The organism is Brevibacterium sp. H602 (assembly GCF_051172395.1).
Lineage (GTDB): Bacteria > Actinomycetota > Actinomycetes > Actinomycetales > Brevibacteriaceae > Brevibacterium.
On record NZ_JBPIZD010000024.1, the window covers coordinates 25731 to 50428 of the forward strand.

Annotated in this window: 19 protein-coding genes; 3 read left to right on the plus strand and 16 right to left on the minus strand. The window is 64.6% G+C overall.

Annotated features, from left to right (window positions below; translation table 11 throughout):
- Positions 1-56 precede the first annotated feature (56 nt).
- Complete coding sequence (locus ACSBQT_RS15320) at positions 57-752, plus strand: helix-turn-helix domain-containing protein (protein ID WP_435002019.1); 696 nt, start codon at positions 57-59, stop codon at positions 750-752.
- A 74-nt stretch (positions 753-826) separates the two neighbouring features.
- Here the strand turns inward: ACSBQT_RS15320 and ACSBQT_RS15325 are convergent, their stop codons facing one another.
- A complete protein-coding gene (locus ACSBQT_RS15325; RefSeq protein WP_410708785.1) occupies positions 827-1975 on the minus strand; it encodes an FUSC family protein in 1149 nt (382 codons plus the stop codon).
- An 85-nt stretch (positions 1976-2060) separates the two neighbouring features.
- Between ACSBQT_RS15325 and pepN the strand changes: the two genes are divergently transcribed.
- Positions 2061-5156 (plus strand): aminopeptidase N, encoded by a 3096-nt coding sequence (gene pepN, locus ACSBQT_RS15330; protein WP_435002020.1) that lies wholly within the window; start codon positions 2061-2063, stop codon positions 5154-5156.
- A gap of 357 nt (positions 5157-5513) precedes the next feature.
- On the opposite strand, the gene ACSBQT_RS15335 is transcribed toward pepN, so the two are convergent.
- The 4 genes from ACSBQT_RS15335 to ACSBQT_RS15350 form a co-directional block, all read right to left on the minus strand.
- Positions 5514-6602: an NlpC/P60 family protein gene (locus ACSBQT_RS15335; RefSeq protein WP_410708787.1), complete on the minus strand. Its 1089-nt coding sequence runs from the start codon at positions 6600-6602 to the stop codon at positions 5514-5516.
- A 318-nt stretch (positions 6603-6920) separates the two neighbouring features.
- Positions 6921-8036, minus strand: coding sequence for an LLM class flavin-dependent oxidoreductase (locus ACSBQT_RS15340; RefSeq protein WP_435002021.1), 1116 nt, complete (start codon positions 8034-8036; stop codon positions 6921-6923).
- 206 nt (positions 8037-8242) lie between these two features.
- The gene (locus ACSBQT_RS15345; protein WP_435002022.1) at positions 8243-10588 is read right to left on the minus strand and encodes a DUF222 domain-containing protein; all 2346 of its coding nucleotides are present in this window, start codon (positions 10586-10588) and stop codon (positions 8243-8245) included.
- 320 nt (positions 10589-10908) lie between these two features.
- Positions 10909-11568 (minus strand): helix-turn-helix domain-containing protein, encoded by a 660-nt coding sequence (locus tag ACSBQT_RS15350; RefSeq protein WP_435002023.1) that lies wholly within the window; start codon positions 11566-11568, stop codon positions 10909-10911.
- Positions 11569-11753: 185 nt separating this feature from the next.
- Between ACSBQT_RS15350 and ACSBQT_RS15355 the strand changes: the two genes are divergently transcribed.
- Entirely contained in the window at positions 11754-12782 is a 1029-nt protein-coding gene (locus ACSBQT_RS15355; protein WP_435002024.1) for an NAD(P)/FAD-dependent oxidoreductase, read from the plus strand.
- 234 nt (positions 12783-13016) lie between these two features.
- On the opposite strand, the gene ACSBQT_RS15360 is transcribed toward ACSBQT_RS15355, so the two are convergent.
- The 11 genes from ACSBQT_RS15360 to ACSBQT_RS15410 all read right to left on the minus strand — a co-directional run bounded on the left by ACSBQT_RS15360 (position 13017) and on the right by ACSBQT_RS15410 (position 24590).
- The gene (locus ACSBQT_RS15360) at positions 13017-13412 is read right to left on the minus strand and encodes a universal stress protein (protein WP_410708792.1); all 396 of its coding nucleotides are present in this window, start codon (positions 13410-13412) and stop codon (positions 13017-13019) included.
- Between the two features lie 106 nt (positions 13413-13518).
- Complete coding sequence (locus tag ACSBQT_RS15365; protein ID WP_435002039.1) at positions 13519-14880, minus strand: APC family permease; 1362 nt, start codon at positions 14878-14880, stop codon at positions 13519-13521.
- A gap of 177 nt (positions 14881-15057) precedes the next feature.
- Positions 15058-15759, minus strand: coding sequence for a type 1 glutamine amidotransferase (locus ACSBQT_RS15370; protein ID WP_410708793.1), 702 nt, complete (start codon positions 15757-15759; stop codon positions 15058-15060).
- Complete coding sequence (locus ACSBQT_RS15375; RefSeq protein WP_435002025.1) at positions 15756-16982, minus strand: dipeptidase; 1227 nt, start codon at positions 16980-16982, stop codon at positions 15756-15758. Before ACSBQT_RS15375 ends, ACSBQT_RS15370 begins: the two co-directional genes overlap by 4 nt.
- Positions 16983-17094: 112 nt before the next feature.
- Complete coding sequence (locus ACSBQT_RS15380; protein WP_435002040.1) at positions 17095-18252, minus strand: DUF819 domain-containing protein; 1158 nt, start codon at positions 18250-18252, stop codon at positions 17095-17097.
- Between the two features lie 220 nt (positions 18253-18472).
- Positions 18473-18781 carry a DUF3870 domain-containing protein gene (locus tag ACSBQT_RS15385; RefSeq protein ID WP_139468103.1) on the minus strand — a complete coding sequence of 103 codons (309 nt, stop codon included), beginning with the start codon at positions 18779-18781 and terminating at the stop codon, positions 18473-18475.
- A gap of 58 nt (positions 18782-18839) precedes the next feature.
- Complete coding sequence (locus ACSBQT_RS15390) at positions 18840-19640, minus strand: serine hydrolase (RefSeq protein WP_435002026.1); 801 nt, start codon at positions 19638-19640, stop codon at positions 18840-18842.
- 28 nt (positions 19641-19668) lie between these two features.
- Positions 19669-20799: a S66 peptidase family protein gene (locus tag ACSBQT_RS15395; protein ID WP_435002027.1), complete on the minus strand. Its 1131-nt coding sequence runs from the start codon at positions 20797-20799 to the stop codon at positions 19669-19671.
- Positions 20792-22447, minus strand: coding sequence for an ATP-binding cassette domain-containing protein (locus ACSBQT_RS15400; RefSeq protein ID WP_435002028.1), 1656 nt, complete (start codon positions 22445-22447; stop codon positions 20792-20794). Before ACSBQT_RS15400 ends, ACSBQT_RS15395 begins: the two co-directional genes overlap by 8 nt.
- Entirely contained in the window at positions 22447-23430 is a 984-nt protein-coding gene (locus tag ACSBQT_RS15405) for an ABC transporter permease (protein ID WP_435002029.1), read from the minus strand. The genes ACSBQT_RS15400 and ACSBQT_RS15405 overlap by 1 nt, the downstream gene beginning before the upstream one ends.
- Entirely contained in the window at positions 23430-24590 is a 1161-nt protein-coding gene (locus ACSBQT_RS15410; protein WP_435002030.1) for an ABC transporter permease, read from the minus strand. The genes ACSBQT_RS15405 and ACSBQT_RS15410 overlap by 1 nt, the downstream gene beginning before the upstream one ends.
- Positions 24591-24698: the final 108 nt, after the last annotated feature.

Consider the following 24698-nt stretch of genomic DNA (forward strand, 5'->3'; position numbering starts at 1 on the left):
GTGCACTCTCGGCAATCGTTCGTCAACCCGAACGACCTAACCGCTATAGTGAACCCATGACTTCTCGAAGCAACGACTATTCGCTGAATCACTCTCGGGGCGGTCCCGACCCCGATTCGCCCGCCGAGGCGATCATCGAGCATACTGCCGGAGCTGCCGACGAACCCGCCCCCGATCAGGCAGCCGCCGCTGCTCCCGGCTCAGCGCTCTCGCCGAGTCAGCAGATCGCGGCAGCGCTGAAACGCGAACGACTGCGCGCCGGACTCTCCCTCTCCGAGGTCGCCAGGCGCGCCGGCATCGGCAAGTCGACGATGTCCGGGCTTGAGACCGGAAGCGGAAATCCGAGCCTGGAGACGATGTGGGCGCTGGCCGCTGCGCTCGACATCCCACTTGCCCGCCTGCTCGACCCGCCCCCGCACGAGGTCGCCTTCCAGCACGTCGGCGATATGCCGAGCCTGCCGTCGACGACTGCGAACTATGTGGCTACCCTGCTCTCACCGTCGCCGACGAATGCCCGACGCGATGTGTACTTCATCCAGGCCGAACCGGGTGAGCCCAGGGAGTCTCAGCCGCACCCGCAGGGCACGATCGAACATGTCGTCCTCGGCCGCGGGGCCGCACGCATCGAAGTGCTCGGGAAGTCCTACGACTTGGGTGTCGGCGACTATCTCACCCATCCGGGCGATCAGCCTCATCGCTTCACGGCTCTGGAACCGGGCACGAACGCCGTCTTCGTCGTCGAAAGCAGCTGACCGCCTCGGGCACGCCCGGTTCGACGCACACCGCAACCGGCGTGCTCTCCGCAGCACGCGCGAAGCTTCGACTGCTATTCGACGGCCGGCCCGTCGTCCTCATCGGCGTTCACGGCCAGCGGTGGAAGCCGGGACTGAGCTTCCTCACGGGTGAGTCCCGCGGCCTGCAGCAGGTCGACGGCGACTGTCCGCAGGAGCAGGACCATCGATTCGTCGTGGATGTCCCAATCGGGTTTCGCCCGCGGGTCCAAGGCTCCCGCCGCCTCGGACAGGGCCGCCTCGGCGAGGGAACGGTCGGTGCCGCGGCGCAGGGCGATCTCGAGCTTCTTCGCACCGTCGGCCAGGGATCCGACGTAATCGGCGATGACGGGTTTGGCGACGCCGAGCTCGGTGATGCCGACGACGCGGCGGGCGATGACCCGCATAGTCCGCATCGCGCGGTCGGAGAAGGTGTGGGCACGGGAGAGGCGGGTGACTTCGGCCGCGTGCCGGCGGGCGCGTGCATTGATCTTCGCGGCTTCACGGGAGATCCGCAGGGATGAGCCCCAGGAATCGATGATGTCCTGGGTTTCGCGAGCACGTTCGAGGGCTCGCCCGGCCATCGTCACATCGGCTTCGCGCAGGGCTCGTTTCATCATCCTGAGGACGGCGTCGACCTCCTCGAGCATGTCCGCGGCCAAGCGACGCGGAGCCTTTCGGGCATCGCGCGGGATCAGCAGTGCCAGCAGAATCGCGCAGACGGATCCGGTGAGAGCGTCGAGGGTGCGCGGGAACGGCATGGTGGTGGCGCTGGCAGGGACTACGACGACGTAGACGGATTGGACGGCGATCTGGGTGATGAAGATGCCGCCGGAGTTCAGTATCGTGCCGATCGTCAGGCCGATGATCAGGGTCAGGGCGAGCTGCCAGATGCCGGAGCCGTAGAAGTTGACGAGTATCTCGCCCACGAGCACCCCGAACGTCGCTCCGATGCCGATCTCGAGGGCGCGGCGCAGGCGACGGTCGACGACGGGGCCGATTCCGACGGCGGAGGCGACCGCGGCGAGGAACGGATACGGGTGGCCGAGCACGTAGACGCAGAAGGCGTAGGCGGCGGTCGCGGCGATGGGGATCTGGATCAGCTGACCGGAGTTCACCCATACTCGCTTGAGCCCTAAGCGCAGGCGGTGGGCGACGACGTTGAACCCCCGCCGAGGCAGTTCGCTGACCCGATTGTCCGCCATCAGTCCCCTCTGCCGCTCGCTGGTGCTGTACTCAGAATACCGGAAATGTGGCATGCTAAAGTCTGTCCGCCGAGGAGGCTATTGAATGACAACGAATCTCACCCGAAGCGAAGCGCAGAGCCGATCACAGCTGCTCGAGGTCGATTCCTACTCAGTCCATATCGACGTCAGCAACGCCGAAACCGATGCCGACACGTACCTGTCTCGCACTGTCGTCGACTTCTCCGCCCGCTTCGTCGATTCGACATTCATCGACCTCATCGCCGACTCCGTGACCTCCGTTCTGATCAATGGCGAGAGCCTCTCCCCCGCCGACGTCTTCGACGGCGCCCGAGTCACGTTCCCCGTCCGCGCCGGCCGCAATTCCCTGACGATCGAGGCGCAGGCCCGCTATTCCACCTCGGGCGAGGGCCTGCACCGGTTCACGGATCCGGCCGACGGCAAGACCTATCTCTATACGCAGTACGAACCCACCGACGCCCGTCGCGTCTTCGCGAATTTCGATCAGCCCGACCTCAAGGCCGAGTTCAACTTCACAGTCACTGCTCCCGCACATTTCCAGGTCCTGTCAAACCGGCCCGAGGCGCGGACGGAACCGGCCGATGGTTCGGCGGTCACTCACTACTTCGAACCGACGCTCAAGCAGTCGAGCTACATCACCTGCATCACCGCGGGCCCCTACGAGGGAGCGACGGATTCATGGACGGATCCGCGCACCGGGCAGACTGTGCAGCTGGGCGCGTGGACGCGCGCGAGCCTCGTCGACCACCTCGACGCGGAGGATATCTTCGGTGTCACAAAGGCCGGCCTCGACTTCTTCACCTCCGAATTCGACTACCCCTACCCGTGGGGCAAGTACGATCAGATCTTCGTTCCCGAGTACAACCTCGGCGCGATGGAGAACCCCGGCCTGGTGACGTTCACGGACAATCTGATCTTCCGGGACAAGGTCACGGACGCGAACTACGAGTCACGCGCCAATGTCATCCTGCACGAGATGGCGCACATGTGGTTCGGCGATCTCGTCACGATGAAGTGGTGGGATGATCTGTGGCTCAAGGAGTCCTTCGCCGATTTCATGGGCGGGCTCGCGCTGGCCGAAGCGACGCGATTCACCGATGGGTGGGTCACCTTCGCGCTGCGCCGCAAGGCGTGGGCGTACACGCAGGACCTGTATCCGACGACGCACCCGATCGTCGCCGACATCCCCGATGTCGAGGCCGCGAAGCTCAACTTCGACGGCATCACGTACGCCAAGGGCGCATCCGTGCTCAAGCAGCTCGTCGCGTTCGTCGGCCGGGAGGCTTTCTTCGCCGGTTCGCGGCTGTATTTCAGACGGTTCGAATACGGCAACACCGAGCTCGCAGATTTCCTCGAATGCCTCGCCGAGGCGGCTCCCGACCGGGACATCGCGAACTGGGCGGCCGCGTGGCTGGGGACGTCCGGAGTCTCGGAGCTGTCCCTGCAGCTCACGACGGCCGACGGTTCGTCTGGGCCCCAGGATGGCTCGGCTGGGTCCGCGGTCGGGCCGACCGGGTCCGCGGCCGGGTCGGCAGCGGTCTCGCAGGGTGGGGCCGGAATCGGGGCCGAAGGGACGTCGGCCGGTTCCGACGTCCCGGCGCAGAGCGCGGGACGCGGGAGACTCGTGGCTTCGAGCGCGGGCGCGAGGCTGCGCAGCCCGGATGCGGTCGACGACGGTTTCGACGGGGCGGCCGGAGCCGCTCACGAGGCAGGGCCCGGGTCGAGCGACAGGGTAGAGCCGCCTCGGCGACGGTCCGGTTCGGAAAAGGTCACGGGTGCCACGATCACTCAGTCCGATTCGGCCGAGGGCACGGCCCTGCTGCGGCCGCACACGATCGAGATCGCCACGCTCGGGCGGTCGGGGCGGGCGATCGTTCCCCTCGATTCCTTCCGTTTCGAGTTCTCGAGCGAGTCAGCTGACGTCGAGCAGCTGATCGGTCGCAGCGCCGGCGTGATCACTCTGCTCAATTACAACGACTTGGACTATGCGCGGGTGCGCCTCGACCCGGAGTCGACGGAGGCGGCGGTCACCTCGGCGTCGCGGATCACGGATCCTCTGTCACGGGCCCTGGTGTGGTCGGCGTTGGACAATGCGGTCCGCGATGGGCTCATGCCGGTGCAGAAGTACCTCACCGCCTATGCCCGCAGCTTGGGCAAGGAGAGTCATGCCGGGATCATGGCGGGGCTCAGTCAGACCGCTCTGACCTGCATCGATCAGTGGGTGGCCGATCGAAATTTCGATGCCGCGATCATGGGGCTGCTGGGAGCCGCCTTGGATGCGTTGGCGGCAGCGAAGGCGGGTTCGGATGCGCAGCTGCATCTGGCCAATCTCGTGTTGGCGCTGACGTCGCGGACGGCTCGCTGTGCCGCCGGCAGCTCCGCGGTGGCTATGGGTCGTGGGTTTGCCAGCCAGATCCTGGCGGTGCCGGTCGGGGAAGAGATCGATCGGATGTATGCCGGAGCTCACGGGCAGGCCGGTTCGGCTGGGCAGGTCGGTTCTGCCGATCGGGCCGGTTCGGCCGGGCAGGCCGGTTCTGCCGATCGGGCCGGTTCGGTGAGTCAGCCGGCCGAAGCTTCCGGTGGTGCCCGCACGGGTCGAGGCGCCGAGCATTCGACTGCGACGTTGCCGTTCCGGGGTCTCATCAATGATCATGCGCTGCGGTGGAATGCGCTGACGGCGCTCGTCTGCCTCGGGTGGGCGGATCAGACGGATATCGCACGGGAGAATCATTCGGATCCCAGCTCTTCGGGTCGGCTTCACGCCGAAACGGCCAGTGCCGCACTGCCTCTGCCGATCGTCAAGATCCGTGCCTGGGAGGCGATCCGTGAGGCGGGAGCGCTGAGCAATGATGTTCTGTCGGCGATCATCGCCGGGTTCATCGCGCCGAGTGCGATGCCGCTCATCGAGGAGTATGTCGATGAGTACTTCGATGGTCTGCTCGGGTTCTGGATGGACAATTCGATTGAGATCGCTCGCCGCCTGGTGCTCGGTCTCTATCCCCGGTGGTCCGTCGACGAGGAGGCTGTGGTCGAGAAGACCGATGCGTGGTTGGCAGCCAACGACGATGCGCCTGCGGCCCTGCGTCGGCTGGTCATCGAACGTCGCGATGATCTGGCCCGCGCCATCTTCCTGAAATCCACTCAGAGCTCGCGGCACTGACCGGCGGTTGCCTCGGGGAAACCATACGGCGGTCGCCTCGGTAGGTGAGTTTCGATGAAATCGGGTCGCCGGTCATTCCGGTCGATTCTGCTCGATAGCCGCCTCGGCGGGCGCCCCTCCCAAGGCCAGGCCCCTCCCCTGGCCAGGCCTCTCGACAATCGCCATGCTCAGCAAACCTGGCGAGGCTTCCCGGCTAGAGCCGTGCTCAGCGACCTTGGCGATGTTCCCAGCTAGGCCCTACTGAAATCACTGATGGCCGGTCCCCTATTGGGGCACCGGCCATCAGTGTGTCGGCTGGTCATTCGACAGACTTGGTCAGATCCTGGTTGGAATCGGAACCATCAGACTCGATCCAGGTCAGAGGATGCGGCGAGCTCCGGAGAATTCGTTTCCGGTGTCCCACTTCTTCCAGTCGGTGACGTAGACGTCCTTCGATGCGTTCGGCGAGTGGATCATCTTGCCGTCGCCGACGTACATTCCGACGTGATGGACTGTTCCCGAGCTGGTCGAGAAGAACAGCAGGTCTCCGGGCTTGAGGTTCGACGAGGAGACCGCCTTGCCAGCCTTCGCCTGTTCTCCCGAGTCGCGAGGCAGGTCGATGCCGTGGGCTTTGTAGATGGAGTAGGTGAATCCGGAGCAGTCGAATCCGTAGGCGGAGACCCCGGCCCACAGGTAGCGCAGGCCCTCGAACTGCTTCGCGGTCTTCACGAGGCCTTTGCCGCTGGGCTTCTCGGGTTTGTCGCCGACATCATAGACATCCACGTCATCGATGTCGATCCAGGCGGCTCCGCCTCCGGGGAGGGCGACCCGGACGTCGTCGACGTCCTGGGCGATGAGCGGCAGGTCTACGTTGAAGCTGACGTCGGCACCGGTGTCCTTGGTGAATTCGATGCCTTCGAGTTCGCTCTTGGGCTTCGTGACCACTGCGCGGGGCTGTTCTTCGGCGAGCTTTCCGAAGCGGTCGTTTTCGACCAGCTGCTTCTTGGGCAGCCAACCCGGGTAGCCCTTCTTGTTCTTCGGGGTCTTCTGGTCGGTCACGGCGACCTTGGCCCAGCTGCCCTTGGTTTCGAGGACGGAGACTTCCGAACCGTACGTTGCCTGGGTCTCGGTTTTTCCAGTCAGGCCTCGGCGCGCATCGGTGGATTCGAGGTTCTTGTTCCACTTCTTGAGGTCGACGGGGTGCTGGAGTGCAGGCTTGTCGACCTTGCGAGGGGCCTTCGGGTCGGTCCACAGCGTCGCAACCGTGACATCGACGTAGGCAGTCTCGCCCTTTTCGATCTTGCCGTCGGTGATTCGTTCGAGTTCTTGGCCGGGCACGACATCAGCGGAGATGCCGGACGTTTTTGCGGCGTCGGTCGACGACAGATTGCTCGACAGCGCGGGAGCACCGGCGCCGAAAACCAGTCCGACCCCAAGTGCTGCCGAAACAGCAATTTTGGTACGCATTATTTCTCTTTCGGTCTGCAGGCCGGGGCCCGCGTGGGGGAAGTCTCCGAAGGTGCGCGAACGCTTTCGGCGTACAGTATTCGCCTCCGTTTCGACCTCTCCGAAAGGAGCGGCCTCGCCGTAAGCGAGGTTCTGCACGGTGTCGATTCTACTGGCTGTCACACGACTGTCAGCTTTCATGACACTGTGACAGGATAACGCGGACTGGTCGTGGATTGAAGTCCACTTGCCCGAATCGATGCTGAGCTGAGACTTCGGCTCGGTGCCGATGTCCGGTATCGGCCCGGATCGGGACCTGGGAAAGTCATCAGTCAGGTGTCACATATCGATGCCTGTATCAGCGGCTCCGGAAGCACCGGTGGAACCGAGGAATTCCGCGGCAAGCAGGTTGATCGTCTGGATCCGTCCCGGGTCTTCGCGTACGTCTTCGCCTTCCATGGCGCCGGCGATCGGCTGGATCATGATCTCGTCGACGGCGAAGCGCTCGGAGAGTTCCTCGAGCTGCGCGGACACGGATTTCGTGTCACCGATGATCCAGTTGCCGGAAAGTTCTTCGCCGACCATGCGCTCCTGGTCGGTCATCACCGACCGCACGTCGTCGCCGGCCAGGTGCAGCTTCTCCATCGGTCCGCCAGTACGCATTCTGGCCATCTGCAGCATGAAGGGCTCCGAGCGCAGCCACGCTTCCTCCTCGGTGGGTGCGGCGACGACGTTGGCCGTGACGAAGGTCTGCGGTTTGTCGCCGTAGGCTCCGGGAGTGAAATTGTCGCGGTAGATCTTCATTCCGGTGGTGGCACCGGATGCGAAGTGGTTGGCGAAGACATAGGGCATGCCGAGTTCAGCTGCCAGCCTGGCCGAGTAACCGGATGAACCGAGCAGCCACGGCAACGGCTGCGTTCCCAGTACTGCCGCGGGAGTCGCCTTGAGCACATGTTCACGTCCACCGTGAAGCGGAACTCGCATGCCCTCGGGCCGCATGAGGCTGAGAGTGTCGATCACGTGCTGGGGGAACTGTTCGACGGGATCGATTGCCCGTCCTTCGCCGTCGACCATCCGCCCCTCGCCGAGGTGGCCCCGCATTGCCGCCGAGGTGATCGGGTCCGTTCCCGGTGCGCGTCCGATACCCAGATCGATCCGGTCGCCGTAGACAGCGGAGAGCAGAGCGAACAGCTCGGCGACCGCCAGCGGGGCATGGTTGGGAAGCATCACTCCACCGGAGCCGAGGCGGATCTGCTGTGTTCCCTGGCCGAGGTGCATCAGCTCCGGCCCAGGCATCGTCGATGCGATCGAGGGCATGTTGTGGTGCTCGGCGACCCAATAGCGGGTGAATCCGAGCTTGTCGGCCGTGTCGATGATCTGCTTAGAGGCGGCGAAGGAGTCTGCTGTCGTCTGTCCTGTACGAACGGGAACAAGGTCTAGGATCGAAAGCTTCATAACAAGGCAACAGTGCATGTGAGAAGAACATTCCGTTCCCCGCGGACCACGCCGCCGACGAACCGCACCATCGGTCCCTGCCATGTGTCATGCGAATAGCGGCCACACTGCAGGGGCTCTTGCCAATCGAATCTAAGCGTTTGTCAGCTGAACCCAAGTGCCCGTCAGCCGAACCAAAGTGCCCGTCAGCCGAGCCAAAGTGCTAGTCAGCCGAAGAGAGTCTCTCCGATTTCCCGCGCAATGAACCGAGCGTGGAGCACCGGTTCTTGTGCTGGGTCGATGGTCGCCGGTGGCACCCACGCGGGCCGACCGTCGATGAGCATTCTGCAGTCCCAATCGGTGTAATCAAGCAGGTGGTGATGCGCTGAACAGGCCAAAGTGAGATTGTTGACGTCGGTCTTGCCGTTCTGCGCCCATGGGACGATATGGTGCGCTTCGCACCAGCCGGGAGGAGTGTCGCATCCGGGGAACGTACATCCCTGGTCACGGCTGGCGAGAATTGCCAGTTGTTTCTCTGTGGCCAACCGTCGTTCTGTCGCCAGTGCCAACGATTTCGCTTTCTCGCCCATGAGGTGGAAGAAGACCGATCCGTTCAGTCCTTCCAGAGCAGCGGAATCGATCGGGAACGGCGCTTCGGCTCCCGTGACGGCCTTGCCGGTCCGGTTCGCCAGGTCCTCTGCCTTGGCTGTGACGACCAGTGCGTACGCCGCCCCGGCCTTGATGCGATTCATTTCGATGCTGCCGATGACGCTGGAGAAGCGCTCGTAGATGCGACGCCGGACACTCGGCTGTTCAGCGGCCATCGCCACCAGTGAGCCGTCCTGTGTCACCCCGGCTCCCGGCGGGATCTCACCATTCGCGCCGATCTGCGGCGGAGTGAAGTCGAGCGTGGGGTCGAGACAGTCCGCGCGGTCGCCACGCAGAACCTCCGTATAGGCGTCGACGACTTCCTGATCGAAGTCGCTGTTGCTTTCGCTGCCGTTGTCAGCGGCAAGACCCGAGCGACCGGCATTGCCGGCATCGATTCCTGCCGCGTTCGCGCAGCTGTCCTCGTCCGACTGAGAATCGGTTCTGATGCGCGAAGTCAGCAGGCCGTTGAGGATCCCACCGGTCTCCTCGTCGAGTCGACCTTTGAGAGTCCACGTTCCGTCCTTCGCCTGGCGCAGGTTGACAGCGAAGCTGTCCCGGTCTGCCGCTTCTTTCGGTTCCTGGCCGTCGGGATCGATCCAGCCCAGGATCTCTTCGAAGAGCGCATGGATATCGCAGACGCGAACCGCCTGAGCCCTTTCGACAAGCAGGCTTTCAGCCTTGATCTTGTCGTCCTCCGATACGTTCACCGGCAGGTTCTTCAAGCATTTGGAGATCGTCGACGCCTGGTTTGCCGAGAGCACTCCTTCACGAAGGGCCGCTGCGAGAATCGGAAACTGCGCTTCGATCGATTCCCCGCTGATGCTGGTCCGCTTTCCCAGGCACTCAGCGAGCTGAGTGCGGCGGTAGGCCTCTTGTGCGGAAAGGTTGAGCCGATGTTGGACCAGCGCCTTCGTCGTCTTCGCGCCGTAGTCGCGGGGCGTGCCGACACGTTCGAACACGGAGAGGGTCACGACCGACAGGGACTCTGTCAGACGGTTCAAGGTCTCAAGACCGTCGAGAAGAGTCACCGCATCGTCGGGTCCCATGGGGCGGGTGAAGTCGTGGAGCCCGTCGAGCAGGCCCTGCAGTGCGCAGATGCTTTCTGTGACTTCCGGGGCTGCGTGCTTCAAGTCTGACCAGCGAAACTCGTCGAGCAGGGGATGCGTGTCAGCTTCGGAGTCATAGCGTTCGGCGAGTGCCTTGTGTCGCTCCGCGCGTTCTGCCTCAGCGATACGTTCGGCTTCTTTCTGCGCTCGCTTCTTCGCCTCGTACCGCTCAACCTGGGCGTTCCACTCCGCTCTTTCACGTGCGAGTTCTGCGTCCTCTGCGCGGGCCTGCGGGTTCTTCTTCAGGAACTCCTCACGCTCTGCAGCTTTCTGTGCCTCGCGTTCTTCGCGCTTTGCCTTCATCCACGCGCTTTGGCGTGCTTCGATCTCTTTGATGCATGCCTGGACCTCTGCCTCGGTCTCCGGCATCGTCGTCCTGCTCGACCAGGGCCCATGCCCGGCGTAGATATCGCCGTTCGGAAGAGCAGGCGCCGCTGCGTCAGCCTCGATAGCGGTTGCCGGACTGCCGCCTTCCGCAGCTGCGCCGCCGTCGACGACTGCATCGCCGCTGTCCTCGACGGCGTCATTCTGTCCGTCACCAGATTGGTCGGCGATCGCCTCGCCGTCGGTCAGGTTGTCGGCGATCCCGTCGAACCTGTCGGCGAGAGGATGACCGGTCAGATCGAATCCGGCCTCAGCGAGCAGCTCCCGATAAGTCGACCTGGAGGAGTCACTGTCGGCAGACTGGGCAGAAGAGCCGGCGGCAGCTGGAGGGAGGTCACTGGGCGGTGAACATTGAGGGGGTGGTGCCTGCGAAGCCTTTCCTGCTTCGCGGTCGTTGTGCTCGTCGTACCTTCGGTCGGGGATGAGAGCCATCTTCGCTTTATCCGTTCATCATCGTTGATGTCTTCGGCTTGGCTCTATTCTAATCCAGAAATAGAACAGAGTCGATAGTTCTGTGCTATTTAGTTGAGATTTTTTCTCTGAATTACTATTTTGTACTATTTGTGCTGGTCAAATGGAGATTTCAGTCGGAGTGCCGTGTTTGACAATGATCGCCGACGACGGCCAGAAGAGAGGCCTCGCACCTACGGTGTCGACGAAGTGGGCCAAGACTACTTCTCGCCACTGACGCGAGCACGCACAACCAACACCCAACCGCATCAACGAGCGCCCGCGCCGGCCCGCAACTCCACTCACCTCTTCATATGAACGCGCTGTCCTTCGGGTCCGAACAGGCTGAGATACTCAACCCCGCCGTCATCGGCTGCCCCGAACCAATGCGGAGTGCGCGTATCGAACTCCGCAGCCTCTCCAGCGCTGAGGACCATCGTCCGATCGCCGAGGATGAGGGTCAGTCGACCGCGGATCACATACACCCATTCGAACCCTGGGTGGGTCTTCAGCGCACCGAGCTTCGGGGTCTGCCGACCGTCGACGATGTGCTTGAAGGCCTGCACTCCGATCGCTCCGCGACTGAGCGGCAAGATGGTCTGATCGTGGAACTTCCGCGGTGAGATATGAATGCGCGGATCCCCGATCGGAGGGGTCCCCACAAGCTCATCGAGCGGGAGCCCATAGACTCCGGCCAGCGGCAGCAGCAGCTCCAAGCTCGGCTTCCGCTTCCCGGATTCCAGGCGCGACAGTGTGCTCGTCGACATTCCGGCTAGCTCGGCCACCTCGTCGAGGGTGCGGCCCTGCTCCTGCCGCAGCCCTCGCAGTCGAGCGCCGACACCGGCCAACGACTGCCTGATGGCTTCCTGCGCCCCGACCGGGGCGGAACCATCGGAGAGGATCTCCGACATCCGACCCGTCACATGAGCGGCACGCTCCCCTGCCTCTCTTGACTCTTCCATGCCCTCATCATGACAGAATTTGCCATTTCTGCAAACACTTTTGCGTCTGCGCGCGCGTCGGGAGCACACTCGAACAGTCACCGAAATCGGAGCACGGCTGGCACCGAGGTTCCTGCCGGTCCAGCACCGGCGTGCCATCCCAGCACCACCCAGGCTTCGACCATCCATCAGCCCACAGGAGAATCATGACTACCCACGCCCCATCCGCGAACTCCCAGCCATCTGCCCCCGATTCGTCGGCCGAATCCGTGCAGAACTCCTACGATGTCGCCGTCATCGGCGGTGGCGCAGGAGGTCTCGCCGCATCGATCGCCCTGGCCAGGTCGCTGCGTTCCGTCGTCGTCATCGACGCAGGCCAGCTGCGCAATTCCGCAAGCGCACACGCGCATAACGTCCTCGGCCACGAAGGCATCCGGCCCCAGGATCTCGTGGCGAAAGGCCGCGCCGAGGCCGAGGAGTACGGCGTCACCTTCATCGACGCGACCGTGCAGAAAACACGCACGATCGATTCGGAACCCAACCCCGCCGAGGCGGCTCCACGGTATCGGTTCGAACTGACCACCTCGGCGGGGGTCGATGTCAGGACCCGCCGCATCATCATCGCCACCGGGCTGAGCGACGAACTTCCGGACATCCCGGGCCTCGCGGAAGGCTGGGGCGAGACCGTCCTGCACTGCCCTTACTGCCACGGCTTCGAGGTGCGCGGACAGCGCATCGGGGTCATCGGCACGACGGCCATGTCGTACCACCAGGCGATGCTGTTCTCCCAGCTCAGCGACGACGTCAGCTTCATCCGCCACGACGCGCCCGCTCCTGATTCCAAGCAGGCGGAAATGCTCGAGACGCTCGGCATCGAGTTCATCGATTCCACCGTCACCGAGGTGGCCCGCACCGAGTCCGACACCGTCGTTTCCCTGACGGCCGACGAATCTGCGGACGGAGCGAACGCTCGCACCTGCGATGCGCTCACCGTCGGTGCGTATGCGCGAGCGAACGCCGAACTGTTCGCCCAACTCGGAGGCGAGGTCGTCGCTCACCCGAGCGGAATGGGCACCTATATCCCCACACAGATGGCGGGGCAGACCGATGTACCCGGCGTCTGGGCGGTCGGCAACAGCGCAGACGTGTCGGCGATGGTCGTGGCCAGCACCGCCAGCGGCGTTCTGGCCGGTGCCCACGTCAACGCCGACCTCATCATGGAGCGGCTCGGCTGAGACGTGCGCGCTGGGGGTGCATGACAGCGCAGCGAGCTTGGCTTCGGCCCGTAGCAATGCAAGCGCAGGCGTCACGAATTCACGGGGTGACCCATTTCGTCGGCCACCTCCGCAGCTGTCGCGCTATTGCGGCGCGGCCCGCTTCCGCAGGCCACGCAGACGCCACGCATGCACAGCACGCACAGCATGACCCGTCGCCGCGGGGCACGCCGCTGCACTCGCTATCTCAAGCCCTCAGTGCGCGGCTTTGACGCACAGCACCGGGGCTTCGGCGTCGAGGATGACCTTCTGAATCGTCGACCCGAGCAGAAACTTCCCGACCGGGGTGCGCTTCCGGGTTCCGAGCACGATCAGTTCGGCTCCCACCTCGTTGGCGGTGTCGAGGATCTGCTCGGCAGGGTCGTATTCGCTGCCCAAGGTCAGCACGCGAAACTCGACGTCCGCCCTGGTCAGGTAGTTGTTGACGGATTTGAGCTCCCCCTCGCCGAGGCGGTAGGAGTCGCTGCGCTGCGCCGACCGTGACGCATTGACGACGACGAGCTCCTTGCCGTCCTTCTTCGCGTGCGCGATGCCGGCATCGAGAGCAGCGTGTCCGGCGGGATTGTTGACGTAACCGACGAGTACTGTCATTTTTCACCTTCGTTGGATTGAGCTGTACAGAACCGAGCGCGCAGGCCGGGAACCCACCGTCCCAGCATATCGGGCGATGCAGACATGGCTCGGCGGGTGGATGAGCTCACGACAGCTCTTCGGGATTGCGGAATCGGGTGCTCGTGCCCTTCGTCGAACGGTTCCAGAACCAGGTCACGGCCCACAGGACGACGCCGATGCCGACGAGCGCCGCTGCGATCTGATACTGGATGAGCTCATCGAGGCGGGCCCACGGACCGACGAGGAACACGCAGGTGATGACGCCGATCCACGGCAGAATCGTCGGTGCCTTGAAGTGTTCGGCGTTGCCGAACTTGTCCTTGCGCAGGATGAGCACAGCGACGTTGACGACGGCGAACACCGCCAGGAGCAGCAGCGAGGTGGTGCCGCCCAGGGACGCGGTCACCGTCTCGGGCAGGATCGTGGACACGAAGAAGATGAGCGCGAAGGCGATCAGCGTCGTGAAGATGATCGACACCCACGGCGAGCGACGGCCGGCCAAGACCTTCGCGAACACGGGCGGGAGCACGTTCTGCTTGGCCATTCCGAAGAGCAGACGGCTGGCCATGAGCATGTTAATCAGGGCCGAGTTCGCCACGGCGAACATCGTCATGAACGGGAAGATCGTATCGATCGGAAGACCCGGAGCACCCTCGCGGACGACTTCGAGCAGCGGCGTCTCGCTCTCGGTGAGCACGCCGATCGGCACGGCCGCGACGGTGACGAGGGAGACCAGCACATAGATGATGCCGGTGATCGTCAGGCCGGAGAGCATGATCTTCGGGAAGACGCGCGGGTCCTTCGTCTCCTCGACCATGTTGACCGAATCCTCGAAACCGACCATGGAGAAGAAGGCGAGCGCAGTGGCACCGGTGACCGCGAGGAAGACGCTCTTGTCGCCCTCGGTCTCGAAGATCATCACGCGAGAGAAGTCGGCGTCACCCGAACCGAGTGCGAAGAAGCCGACGACGATGACCAACAGCAGACCGCTCAGCTCGATGAGAGTGAGGACGACGTTGAACCATACGCTCTCGCCGACTCCGCGGAGGTTGATGAGCGCGATGAGGGTGAGGAACGCCAGCGCAATCCACATCACCCCTGTGCCGGAGACGTCCCAACCGAAGCCGGCCACGAGGTTCGCCGCGAAGACATTCGACGCCGTCGATGCCGAGGTGATTCCGGAGCTGAGGACGGCGAAGGCGACAAGGAACGTCACGAAGTGGACTCCGAACGCCTTGTGCGTATAGAGCGCTGCACCCGCAGCCTGCGGATACTTCGTCACGAGTTCCATATAGGAGAAGGCGGTGATCAGCGCGATGAGGAAGGCGAGGATCACCGGTGCCCAACCGGCACCGCCGACCTGCCCGGCCACCTTGCCAGTCAGAGCATAGACGCCGGTTCCGAGGATGTCACCGACGATGAACAGAAGCAGCAGCTTCGGCCCCATGACCCGCTTGAGGGTCTCGGGCTGGTGTCCGTCACCGGGGTCGATTGTCGTCGCGGGTTCTTTGTCGCTCACGATTCCTCCGTGTCCAATGCGGCGGCTGTGCCGCATACCTGGCAACCCTGACTGTGGTCAGAGCCTCGCCTAGTATGCCGCAGTCACGAGCCTGACACACAAGCTTCAGTTCCGAACCACCGTGAGAAACGCCGAGAACAGGGCCTTCGAATCACGTTCGCTGTCGGGCCCGAGCTCCATCGCTTCTTCCAACAGGGTATCTTTATCGAACCCCAAAGTCTGCAGTTTCTCCGCATCCCAGCGCTCGATATTCGCCCGCGTCGACTCCGGATGGAACTGCGTCCCCCACGCCCGGCCGACTCGGAATGCCTGGAATTCGCAGGTCTCGCTCGTGGCCAACAGGGTCGCATCTTCGGGGAGGGCGACGATGCGGTCGACATGGCTTTCGACGAACGACGTCCGCGGTCGGATCGCGGAGAACACCGGGTCCGCGGCCGCCTCGGCGGTGGTGTCGATCCTCGTGTAACCCTTCTCCGGTGCCCCGGTCTGAGCCCGCACATCACCCCCGATGACGTGGGCGATGAGCTGCCCGCCGAGGCAGATCCCGAACTGCGGCAGATCCGTGGCCAGGGCACGGCGGACGAGTTCGGCCTCATCGGCCAACCATGGGGCCCGATCCGTCTCATCAGGCATGTACCCGCCGCCGAGCATGATGAGCCCGTCATAGCCATCGAGTTCCGAGGGCGCCGGCAGGGGCGAAACCCCGCCGATGCGCAGATCGAATTCGACGTTCTCACTGATCATCCACCGTGTCAGCAGTCCCGGCTGAGATTCGATGTCATTGACGATGACGAGCAGCCGCGTCATGATTCCGCCCCCGCCGAGGCGGCCGAACCATTGCCTGCGGAACCGACGTTGCCGCCGCCGTTCCCCGTCGCCGAGGCGGCCGTGCCGTTGGCCGCGGAACCGGCGTTGGCCGCGGACGGTGCGTCGACCGCCGAGCCGAGGAACGCCGTGTACGCATCCTCGTGCGCGTCGAGGACGCGCATCGCATTGTCGAAGCCGAGCTTGCGCAGGTCGGTCTGCGACCAGCCGCGCGAGGCGAGCTCGGCGAACAGGTTCGGATACTGGCCGGCATCACCGAGTCCGGTCGGCAGCTCATCGACTCCGCAGATGTCGCCGCCCAGTCCGATGTGGTCGATGCCGATCCGTTCGCGAACGTAATCGCAGTGGTCGGCGACCTGGGCCACGGTCACCTCGGGGGCGGTTCCCTGTTCTCCGGCGTCGACCCATTCGCGGCGGGCATTCGAGACGAACGAGGGCACGAACGTCATCATCGCCACTCCCCCGTTGTCGGGCACGCGGTCCAAGATGTCGTCCGGGATGTTGCGCGGGTGCGGGTTGAGGCCGTACGCGCAGGAGTGGGTGAAGAGCACCGGCAGGGTGCTCTGATCCAGGGACTGTTGCATGACGGAGGGCGCAACGTGGGAGAGGTCGAGGATCATGCCGATCCGGTTCATCTCCGCCACGACCTCACGGCCGAAGTCGCTCAAGCCGCCGTGGACCGGTTCGTCGGTGGCCGAGTCAGCCCAGGAATGAGTGGTCGACCAGGTCAGTGTCATGTAGCGGGCCCCGGCACGGGCGTAGGACCGCAGCACGGCCAGGGACTCGTCGATCTGCTGACCGCCTTCGATGCCCATCAGGGAAGCGACCTTACCGGCAGCGCGGGCGGCGCGGACATCGGCGGCAGTACGCGCGAAGGCGAGTCGTTCGGGGTAGGCGGTGACGACGCGCTGGACCGCGTCGATCTGCTCCCATGTGGCCTTGATCGCGTCGGCGCCGGTGATCGAGGAATGAACGTAGACGGACCAGTACTGCGCGGCCACGTGTCCGGCCGCCAGCTGATCCATCGTGGTGAACGGCGAGACGGCCGGGTCGTTGAGCCCCTCCACGCTGTAGTCGCGTTCCTCGCGCAGGTACCAGGCGAGGTCGTTGTGTCCGTCGAAGACGTCGACGGCGGGTGCGGATGCTGCGTCTGGTGCGGATTCCGTGTCGGGTCCGGCTGCGGATTCGGTGTTGGGTGCGGTCATGGTCGGGTCCTTCCGGTCGGGCGGATTGGGTCGGTGCAGGGGTGGGCGCACGGAGCGGCACGCACGCGGTGGGGTGGTCGGCCGCCTCGGCGGGGCGGGGTCGGTTCGTTCATCATGCCAGCCCGGACAGGATCTGGGCCGACCACAGGCCGAGGAACGTGCCGAGGAACGTTCCCATCAGCGCGAACAGCACACCGACGGGGACGAGCTGTCGGTTGAAGGCTCCCGCGACGACCGGCGCCGAGGCGATTCCGCCGATATTCGCGGTGCTGGCCACGGCGACGCTGAAGAGCTCGGTCCGGGTGAACTTGGCGTAGATGAGCATGATGGCGATGTGGACGAGAAGGACGATGATGCCCGCCACCAGGTAGAGCGGCGCTTCGGCCAGGGAGGTGAAGTCCGAGCCCGAGGCGATGATGCCGATGATGAGGTAGAGCAGGATCGTCGCGAGCTCATTGGATCCGGCGGTCTTGCCGAACCGAGTCGATCCGATGGCCAGGCCGAGGACGCTGACGATGAGGATCGTCCACGCGGTGCCGTCGATGACCGCTCCGACCTCGGGCAGCAGTTCGCCGAGGCGAATCGCCAGGGCCGAGGCCAGAAGTGCGAATCCGATGAGTCCGAAGATCGATGACAGCGTCATCGGCTTCTCCTCCTCGGCCGAGACCCTGTCGGTGAAGTCGAGCTTCGACATATCGGCCCTCGTCCACTTGTCGAACTTGTCGGAGACCGTGACGGAGGAGAAGACGAGCAGCAGCCAGAAGGAGTAGAGCACCGTGTCGACGATGAGGACATAGCCGAACACATTCTCGGGAGCTTGGACGACCTCCTGCACCGCGACCATGTTCGCCGAACCGCCCGTCCACGAGGCGTTGAGAGCGCCGAGGGCCTTCCACGCTTCCGGGTCGAGGCTGGAATGCAGGATGAGGTAGCTGATGATGAAGCCGACGATGATGCTCGCCGCGGTCACCGCGAAGGTGAGCAGCAGTTTGGGACCGAGCTTGATGATCTGTCGGATATCGCACTTGAACAGCATGAGCAGGATCATCGCCGGCAGCATGACCTCGCGCAGGGTGTCACCGACCGCGGTGATGTCTCCGCCGTCGTGGTCGAAGACGCCGAAGGTGTTGAGCAGCGCCGCCACGATGTAGAGGATGACGAAGCCGGGCACATATTTGAAGAGCTTGAAGCGCCCGCTCCGGTCCGCGACGACAAGCGCTGCGGAGATCGCCAGAAGCAGGCTGATGAATAGAAAACCGTCCGTGATCACTAACGACACTTCCTCATTGAATCCGTCCATCCCGGCAGAGGCAGAGCCGACGGTGCCGCATCTGGCTGCGCCGCACGGCGCGGATGGCAGCAGCACCGGTTGGGCCAGTGGCAGAGCCACGGGCGGCACCGAGGATGCCTCCGGGATGGAGCAATGTGCAGTTGTCGATCGGATCCGGTCCGGTGAGGGCCCGGGCAATCGGGGTGGTCGAAGGCGCTGCCTAAGCGGTGACCTCGCGGTACTTCTTCGCGGCGTTGTTCACTGCTGTGATCAGCGCCTTCTGCGAGGATCCGTGGTAGCGGCGCTGGATGCGCTCTATCAGTCGACCAGGGTCCGTGATGTCGGCATCGACGAACAGGCTCCGAATGAAGTTCCGGGTCAGAGCCAACGTCGCCGTGCAGTCCACATCGAGGATTCGGTGGGTGTCCGGCTGGATCTCGAACGCCACGTAGAACAGACCGAACTGGTTGGTGATCGGGTTGTTCGACGGAGCCTTCGCTTCGCCTGTGAGGTAGATCGTATCGGACATCGCCCACCAGACTACCCCACGGCTCTCGGCGCCGAGGGGTCTTGGGAATCAATCAACGTCAGAGGAACCGGTGGATCGTGTTGCCGGCCTGCCGCATGATCGGCATGACGTCGACGACGCGGTCGGTGCCCGGTTCCCAGTTCGCGAACACCGCATAGGCGACGCGACGCGTAGGCGTCATCACGATCCCGGCATCGGCCCGGATCGTCCCGTTCGTGCCGGTCTTGTTCCACACCCACACGTCCCGCTGGTAGTTGTAGTGAGCGAGCGGGTCCAGATCGAACGCCGAGGCGACCATCGAGGTGTCCGCGCCGGCTCCCAACCAGCGCCGGAAGACCTCGTTCGTCGACTCGTCCCAGAATTCGTCCTTGGCGTGCCTGGCCATGAAATCACTGAGCTCCGCGGCCGTGCCCGTCGACAGTGTCCGCGGCGCTTTGGCCGGGCGCGGCCAGCGCAGAAAGTCGTGCAGACCCGAGTTCCTGTACCCGAGCTTCTCCACCTGATCCGCAACATTCTCCAGCCCGACCCTGCGGATGAGCACGTTCGTGGCGAAGTTGTCGCTGAACGCCCCGATGAGCAGAGCGACGTCGAAGATGCTCAGATCGTCCTGCTCCATGATGTACCAGATCCCCGATTCGTCGACCCTCTCCGAAGGCCGCCGATGCAGGCGTTCCTCCAGGTCAAGCGTGCCGTCCTTGTACATCTGCAAGGCAGTGTGGAGGAGGAAGACCTTGCCCATGCTGGCGGTGTCGAGTTCGTCGTTCTCATTGTGGGCGAACACCCGTTCCCCACTGTCGACGTCGAAGGCCAGAGCGCTGAATCGCACTCCGGGCAGTCCATCGAATTTCAGTTCGCTCATCAGCGTGCTCCTGTCAGTCTCGTTTCGTTCATGTCTGCCCATTCGCGCGATCCACCCACAGCCGCGGCCGTTCCCCGGGCTCCGCCTTGAGCGTGACGTCGATTCCGAGTGGGGCGCTCGGCGCATCGGGATCGTGGCCGAAGCCCATCTCAGACACGATCGGGATTCCCAGACCGCCGAGGTAGTCGATCATCAGCGCCTCCACCTCGTGGACGGAAGCGCAGTCCTCCCACGAGCCGAGCACCACCGCATCCGCCGAGGTGAACCACCCGCCGCGGACCAGCTGCACCATGAGATTGTCGAGCCGGTACAGCTCCTCATCGACGTCTTCGAGCATGAGGATGCCAGGCCCCCGACGCTCGCGTCGTTCCCGCACGTCGATGAGCTCGGGACTGCCCATCCCCGCGGCGATGAGACTGAGATTTCCCCCGCCGAGGCGGCCCCTCGCCGACCCCGGAACCAACGTCTGCGCCCGGCTGAGCGGGCGGGTCGCAGCGGTCTGCTCCGCCGCAGCGGTGCCCTCCGTCGCACGGTCCTGAGTGGTCGAAATGGTCACGTCCTCTGCGGGGAAGCCGAGTTCGCGGCCGCCCCAGGGATGGAACAGCCACGAGGCCACCTCGTCGGGGACGACCGTCGAGTTCTTGAACGGGTCATTGCCGACCATCGGGCAGAACAGAGTCGCGACGCCGAGGTGGTGTTCCCAGGCCTGGTGGAGTGCGGTGATGTCCGAGGAGCCGGTGAGCAGCTTGGGACGGCCGTCCCTGCGCAGCATGTGCCGGCGCATGAGGTCGAAGTCGATGCCGTCGAGCAGGCGCATGGCTCCGAACCCTCCGCGGAGCGCGATGACCGCATCCGTGTCCGGATCGCACCACGCGTCGACAAGATCGGCCCGGCGCTCGGCGTCCGTGCCGGCCAGATACTTCACCCGCGGGTGCCGGCTGCGGACGTTGGCCCCCGGCACGACGTCGAAGCCCCAGGATTCCAGCTGGGCGATGGCCCGCTGCAGCGACTCCTCGTCGGTGGGTCCCGACGGCGCAATGAGGCGAACGGTGTCACCGGGCGCCAGCGGTGCAGAATCGAGATAGGGGCTCGGCTCCCCCGCGCCGGCAGACCCGGGCGCATCGTCGGGCCTGGACTCAACGAACTCCGACTCACTCATTCCTCACCAGACTCTGACTTCCCAATCGGGGAACCGCGGCGAGCAGCTCCTGCGTGTACTCGTGCTGCGGATCGGACAGCACCCTGTCGACCTCACCGTATTCGACGATCTCCCCTCTCTTCATCACCGCCACCGTATCCGCGATGTTCCAGGCCAGGCCGAGGTCGTGGGTGATGATGAGCGCGCTCATCCCGAAGTTCTTCTTCAGCGCGAGGAACAGCGAAAGGATCTCCCCGCGCACCGAGGCATCCAGCGATGCCACCGGCTCATCGGCGATGAGCACCTGCGGGTCGAGAGCCAGTGCGCCGGCGATGACGACGCGCTGCCGCTGTCCGCCGGAGAGCTCCTGCGGAATCGACTCGAGATAGTCCTCGGCCGGGGTGAGCTCGGCGGCTTCGAGCGCGCCGATGACCCTCTCGTACTCCCGGTCCTTGATCCCCTGCACCTTCAGGCCCTCGACCACGGCCTCGTACACGCTGCGTTTGGGATTGAGCGATCCGGCCGGATCCTGCAGAATCATCTGCACCTTCTGCCGAAATGCTCGCAGCTCCTTCGCCTTCTTCGGCAGAGCCTTGCCCGCGAACGACAGCTGCGAACCCGCTTCCACCTCCTGCAGACCGAGCAGCGACCGTGCCAGAGTCGTCTTCCCCGAGCCGGACTGGCCGACGACGGCGAGGATCTCCGCCTTCCGCAGCTGCAGGTCCACACCGCGCACCGCACGTTCACGACCCCGCCGGGTGTCGAAGGAGACACTGAGATCCTTCGCCTCGAGCACTACCTCATCCGTCATGGTGAATGGTTCGGCCCGGACCACCTCGGCGGGTTTGAGTGTTCGGGGATTCAGCCGGGATTCGGGGTCCCCGATCTGCGGAAACGCACCGGCCAGCTGCTTCGTGTAGTCCTCCTGCGGAGACAGGCACACTTCGTCGCTCGGTCCGTATTCGACGAGGCGGCCGTGACGCATGATCGCGAGTTTCGCGCACACGGCCGAGAGCACGGCGAGGTCGTGGCTGATCATCAGCAGGGAGATTCCGCGTTCGGCGACGAGGCGGGCCAGGCCGGACAGGATCTGCTTCTGCACGATGACGTCGAGAGCAGTCGTCGGCTCGTCGGCGATGATGATATCGGGTTCACAGGCGAGCGCCATGGCGATCATGATGCGCTGTTTCTGCCCGCCGGAGAGCTCGTGCGGATATGCGCTCGACTTCGATGCCTCGAGGTTGACCTCGGCGAGGAGTTCGAACATCCGGTCCCGGCGCTTCTGCGGAGTCGTCCACGTGCCCTTCGAGTGATGCTCGAGGGCTTCGATGATCTGGCTTCCCACCTCGCGGACGGGATTGAGAGAGTGCAGAGCTCCTTGAAACACGATCGAGGCCTGTGCCCACCGGACCGCGCGGATCTGGCCGAAGCTCAGTTCCCGGATGTCCTGCCCGCCGAGGAGGACCCGCCCCTCGAGGCGAGCCGACTTCGGCAGCAGGCGCAGAGCCGACATGATCAGGGTCGACTTCCCCGACCCGGACTCCCCTGCGATGCCCAGGGTGGCACCGGCGGGCAGGTCGAGGCTGACGCCCTGCACGGCGACGACATCGCCGCGGTCGGATGAGGAGCGGTAGGTGATCGAGACGTTCTCGAAATGAAGATCGGTCATCAGCGGCTCCTCAGGGCAGGGTTGATGATGGCCTCGAAAGCGCGCCCGACCATCGTGAATGCGAGCACGACGAGCAGAATCGCGATGCCCGGGGTGAGCACGTACCACCAGTAGCCGGAGGTCGCCGCGGACACGTCCATCGAGTTCTTCAGGATCGTGCCCCACGATTCCTTCGACGTGTCCCCGAGGCCGAGGAACGACAGCGTCGATTCGGCGATGATCGCCCCACCGACGGTCAGCGTCGTGTTCGCGAGCACGAGCGGCATCACCGCAGGCAGCAGGTGACGGAACAGGATATGGGAATGTCCGGCACCGAGGATGCGCGCCCTTTCGATGTAGAGCCGAGATTCGACGCTCAACGTCTGCGAGCGCACGATCCGTGCGGTCGACGCCCATGAGGTCAGTCCGATGGCGACGACGATCGTGAAGACACCGCGCTCGAGCACGGAGGACAGCACGATCGCGAGAAGCAGGGACGGCAGGACGACGAAGAAGTCGACGATGCGCATGATGATGCCGCCGAACAGTCCCGTGAAGTGACCTGCGGCCAGGCCCATGATGGTGCCGATGATCATCGACATGACGGTCGCGGCGACGCCGACGAGGATCGACACGCGCGCTCCCCAGAGGATGCGCACCCACAGCTCCCGTCCCAGGTCATCGGTGCCCAAGGGGTGGTCGAGGCTCGGCGGGGCATAGCGCGGCACGTCGAGCTGCTTCGTGACATCGAGCATCGAGGCCGGGGCGATGAGCGGTGCGGCGATCGCGATGACGATGAAGAAGAGGAGCACGACGGCGCCGATGAGCGCCGGGACGTCGGAGCGGAAGAGCGCCCAGTTCTTCTCCGCGTTGTTCAGGCGGCGTTCGCGGACGAGCTTCGCGCCGTCGACGACGGGGGTGGATCCCCGTGTCTCAGAACCACGCGGATTCGGTTCGTTCGATGAGGGGCCGGGGGCCGCCTCGGCGGGGGTGTTCGCGCTCATCAGGCCCTCCTGACGCGGGGATCGAGGAATCGGTAGACGATGTCGGCGGCGAGGTTCATCACGATGATGATCGCCGAGAACACGACGAAGGTGCCCTGCAACAGCGGCAGGTCGGGGCCGCGGATGGCTTCGAAGGTGAGTTTGCCCAGTCCCGGCCACGAGAACACGGCTTCGACGGTGACCGCGCCGGCGATGAGCCCGCCGATGTGGAGGAAGACGACGGTGACGGTCGGCAGCAGCGCGTTGGGCACAGCGTGACGGCGGCGCACCTCATCCTCGGTGAGTCCTTTTGCGCGGGCGGTCGTGAGGTAGTCCTCGTTCATCTCCTCGAGCAGGGAGGCACGCATGATCATGAGGAACTGCGCATAGACGACTGCGACGAGCGAGACGACGGGGAGGATGAGGTGTTTGATGACGTCGATGATTCCGGCCGGTGACCAAGGGTCGAGGCCGGGGGTGATCATGCCGCCGGTGGGCAGCCATTGGAGGGTGCCGCCGAAGATCATGAGCAGGATGAGGCCGAGCCAGAACGTCGGCACGGACCAGAAGATCAGCGAGGTCGAGGACGCGAGCTTGTCGAACAGGGAATTTCGACGCCAGGCCGAGATCTGTCCGAGCCACAGGCCCAGGACGATGGCGATGACGGCCGCGGTGGCGGTGAGCAGCAGGGTCGGGCCGAGGTATTCGCCGATGAGCGCCGACACGGACTTCCGGTACACGTAGGACTCGCCGAGGTCGCCGGTGACGATGCCGATGAGGTAGTCCCAGAACTGGACGATCACGGGTTTGTCGAGTCCGTATTGGCTGCGCAGTTCGGCGATCTGCGCCGGCGACATCGGCCGTTCCTTCGCGATCTTGAGCACGGGGTCGCCGGGCAGCATGCGGAAGGCGAAGAAGCCGAGCACGATGACGAGGACCATCGAGGTCGCGGCCCCGCCGAGCTTGCGCAGGAAGTAGCGGGTGAACGATCCGCCGGCCGGTGGTTCGTCCATATCGACGGTGGCGGGGTTCGCCGGGTCGGCGGGGTTCGCGTCGGCGGTTGCCGCGGATCCCTTCGCCGAGGCGGGGCTGGGGTTCGTGGGGTCGGTGCCCGGGTTCGCCGTGCCCGGTCCTCGGTCAGGGCGATCCCCGGACTGGGGATCGTGGGTGGGTGTGCTCACTGTGGTGCTCCAGATGGTGGGGACGGGCCCGTGGGCCCGGGTGCCGCAGGTGGTGCGGACTGGCCCGTGAGTCCGGGTGCCGCAGGTGGTGCGGATGGTGCGGCACCC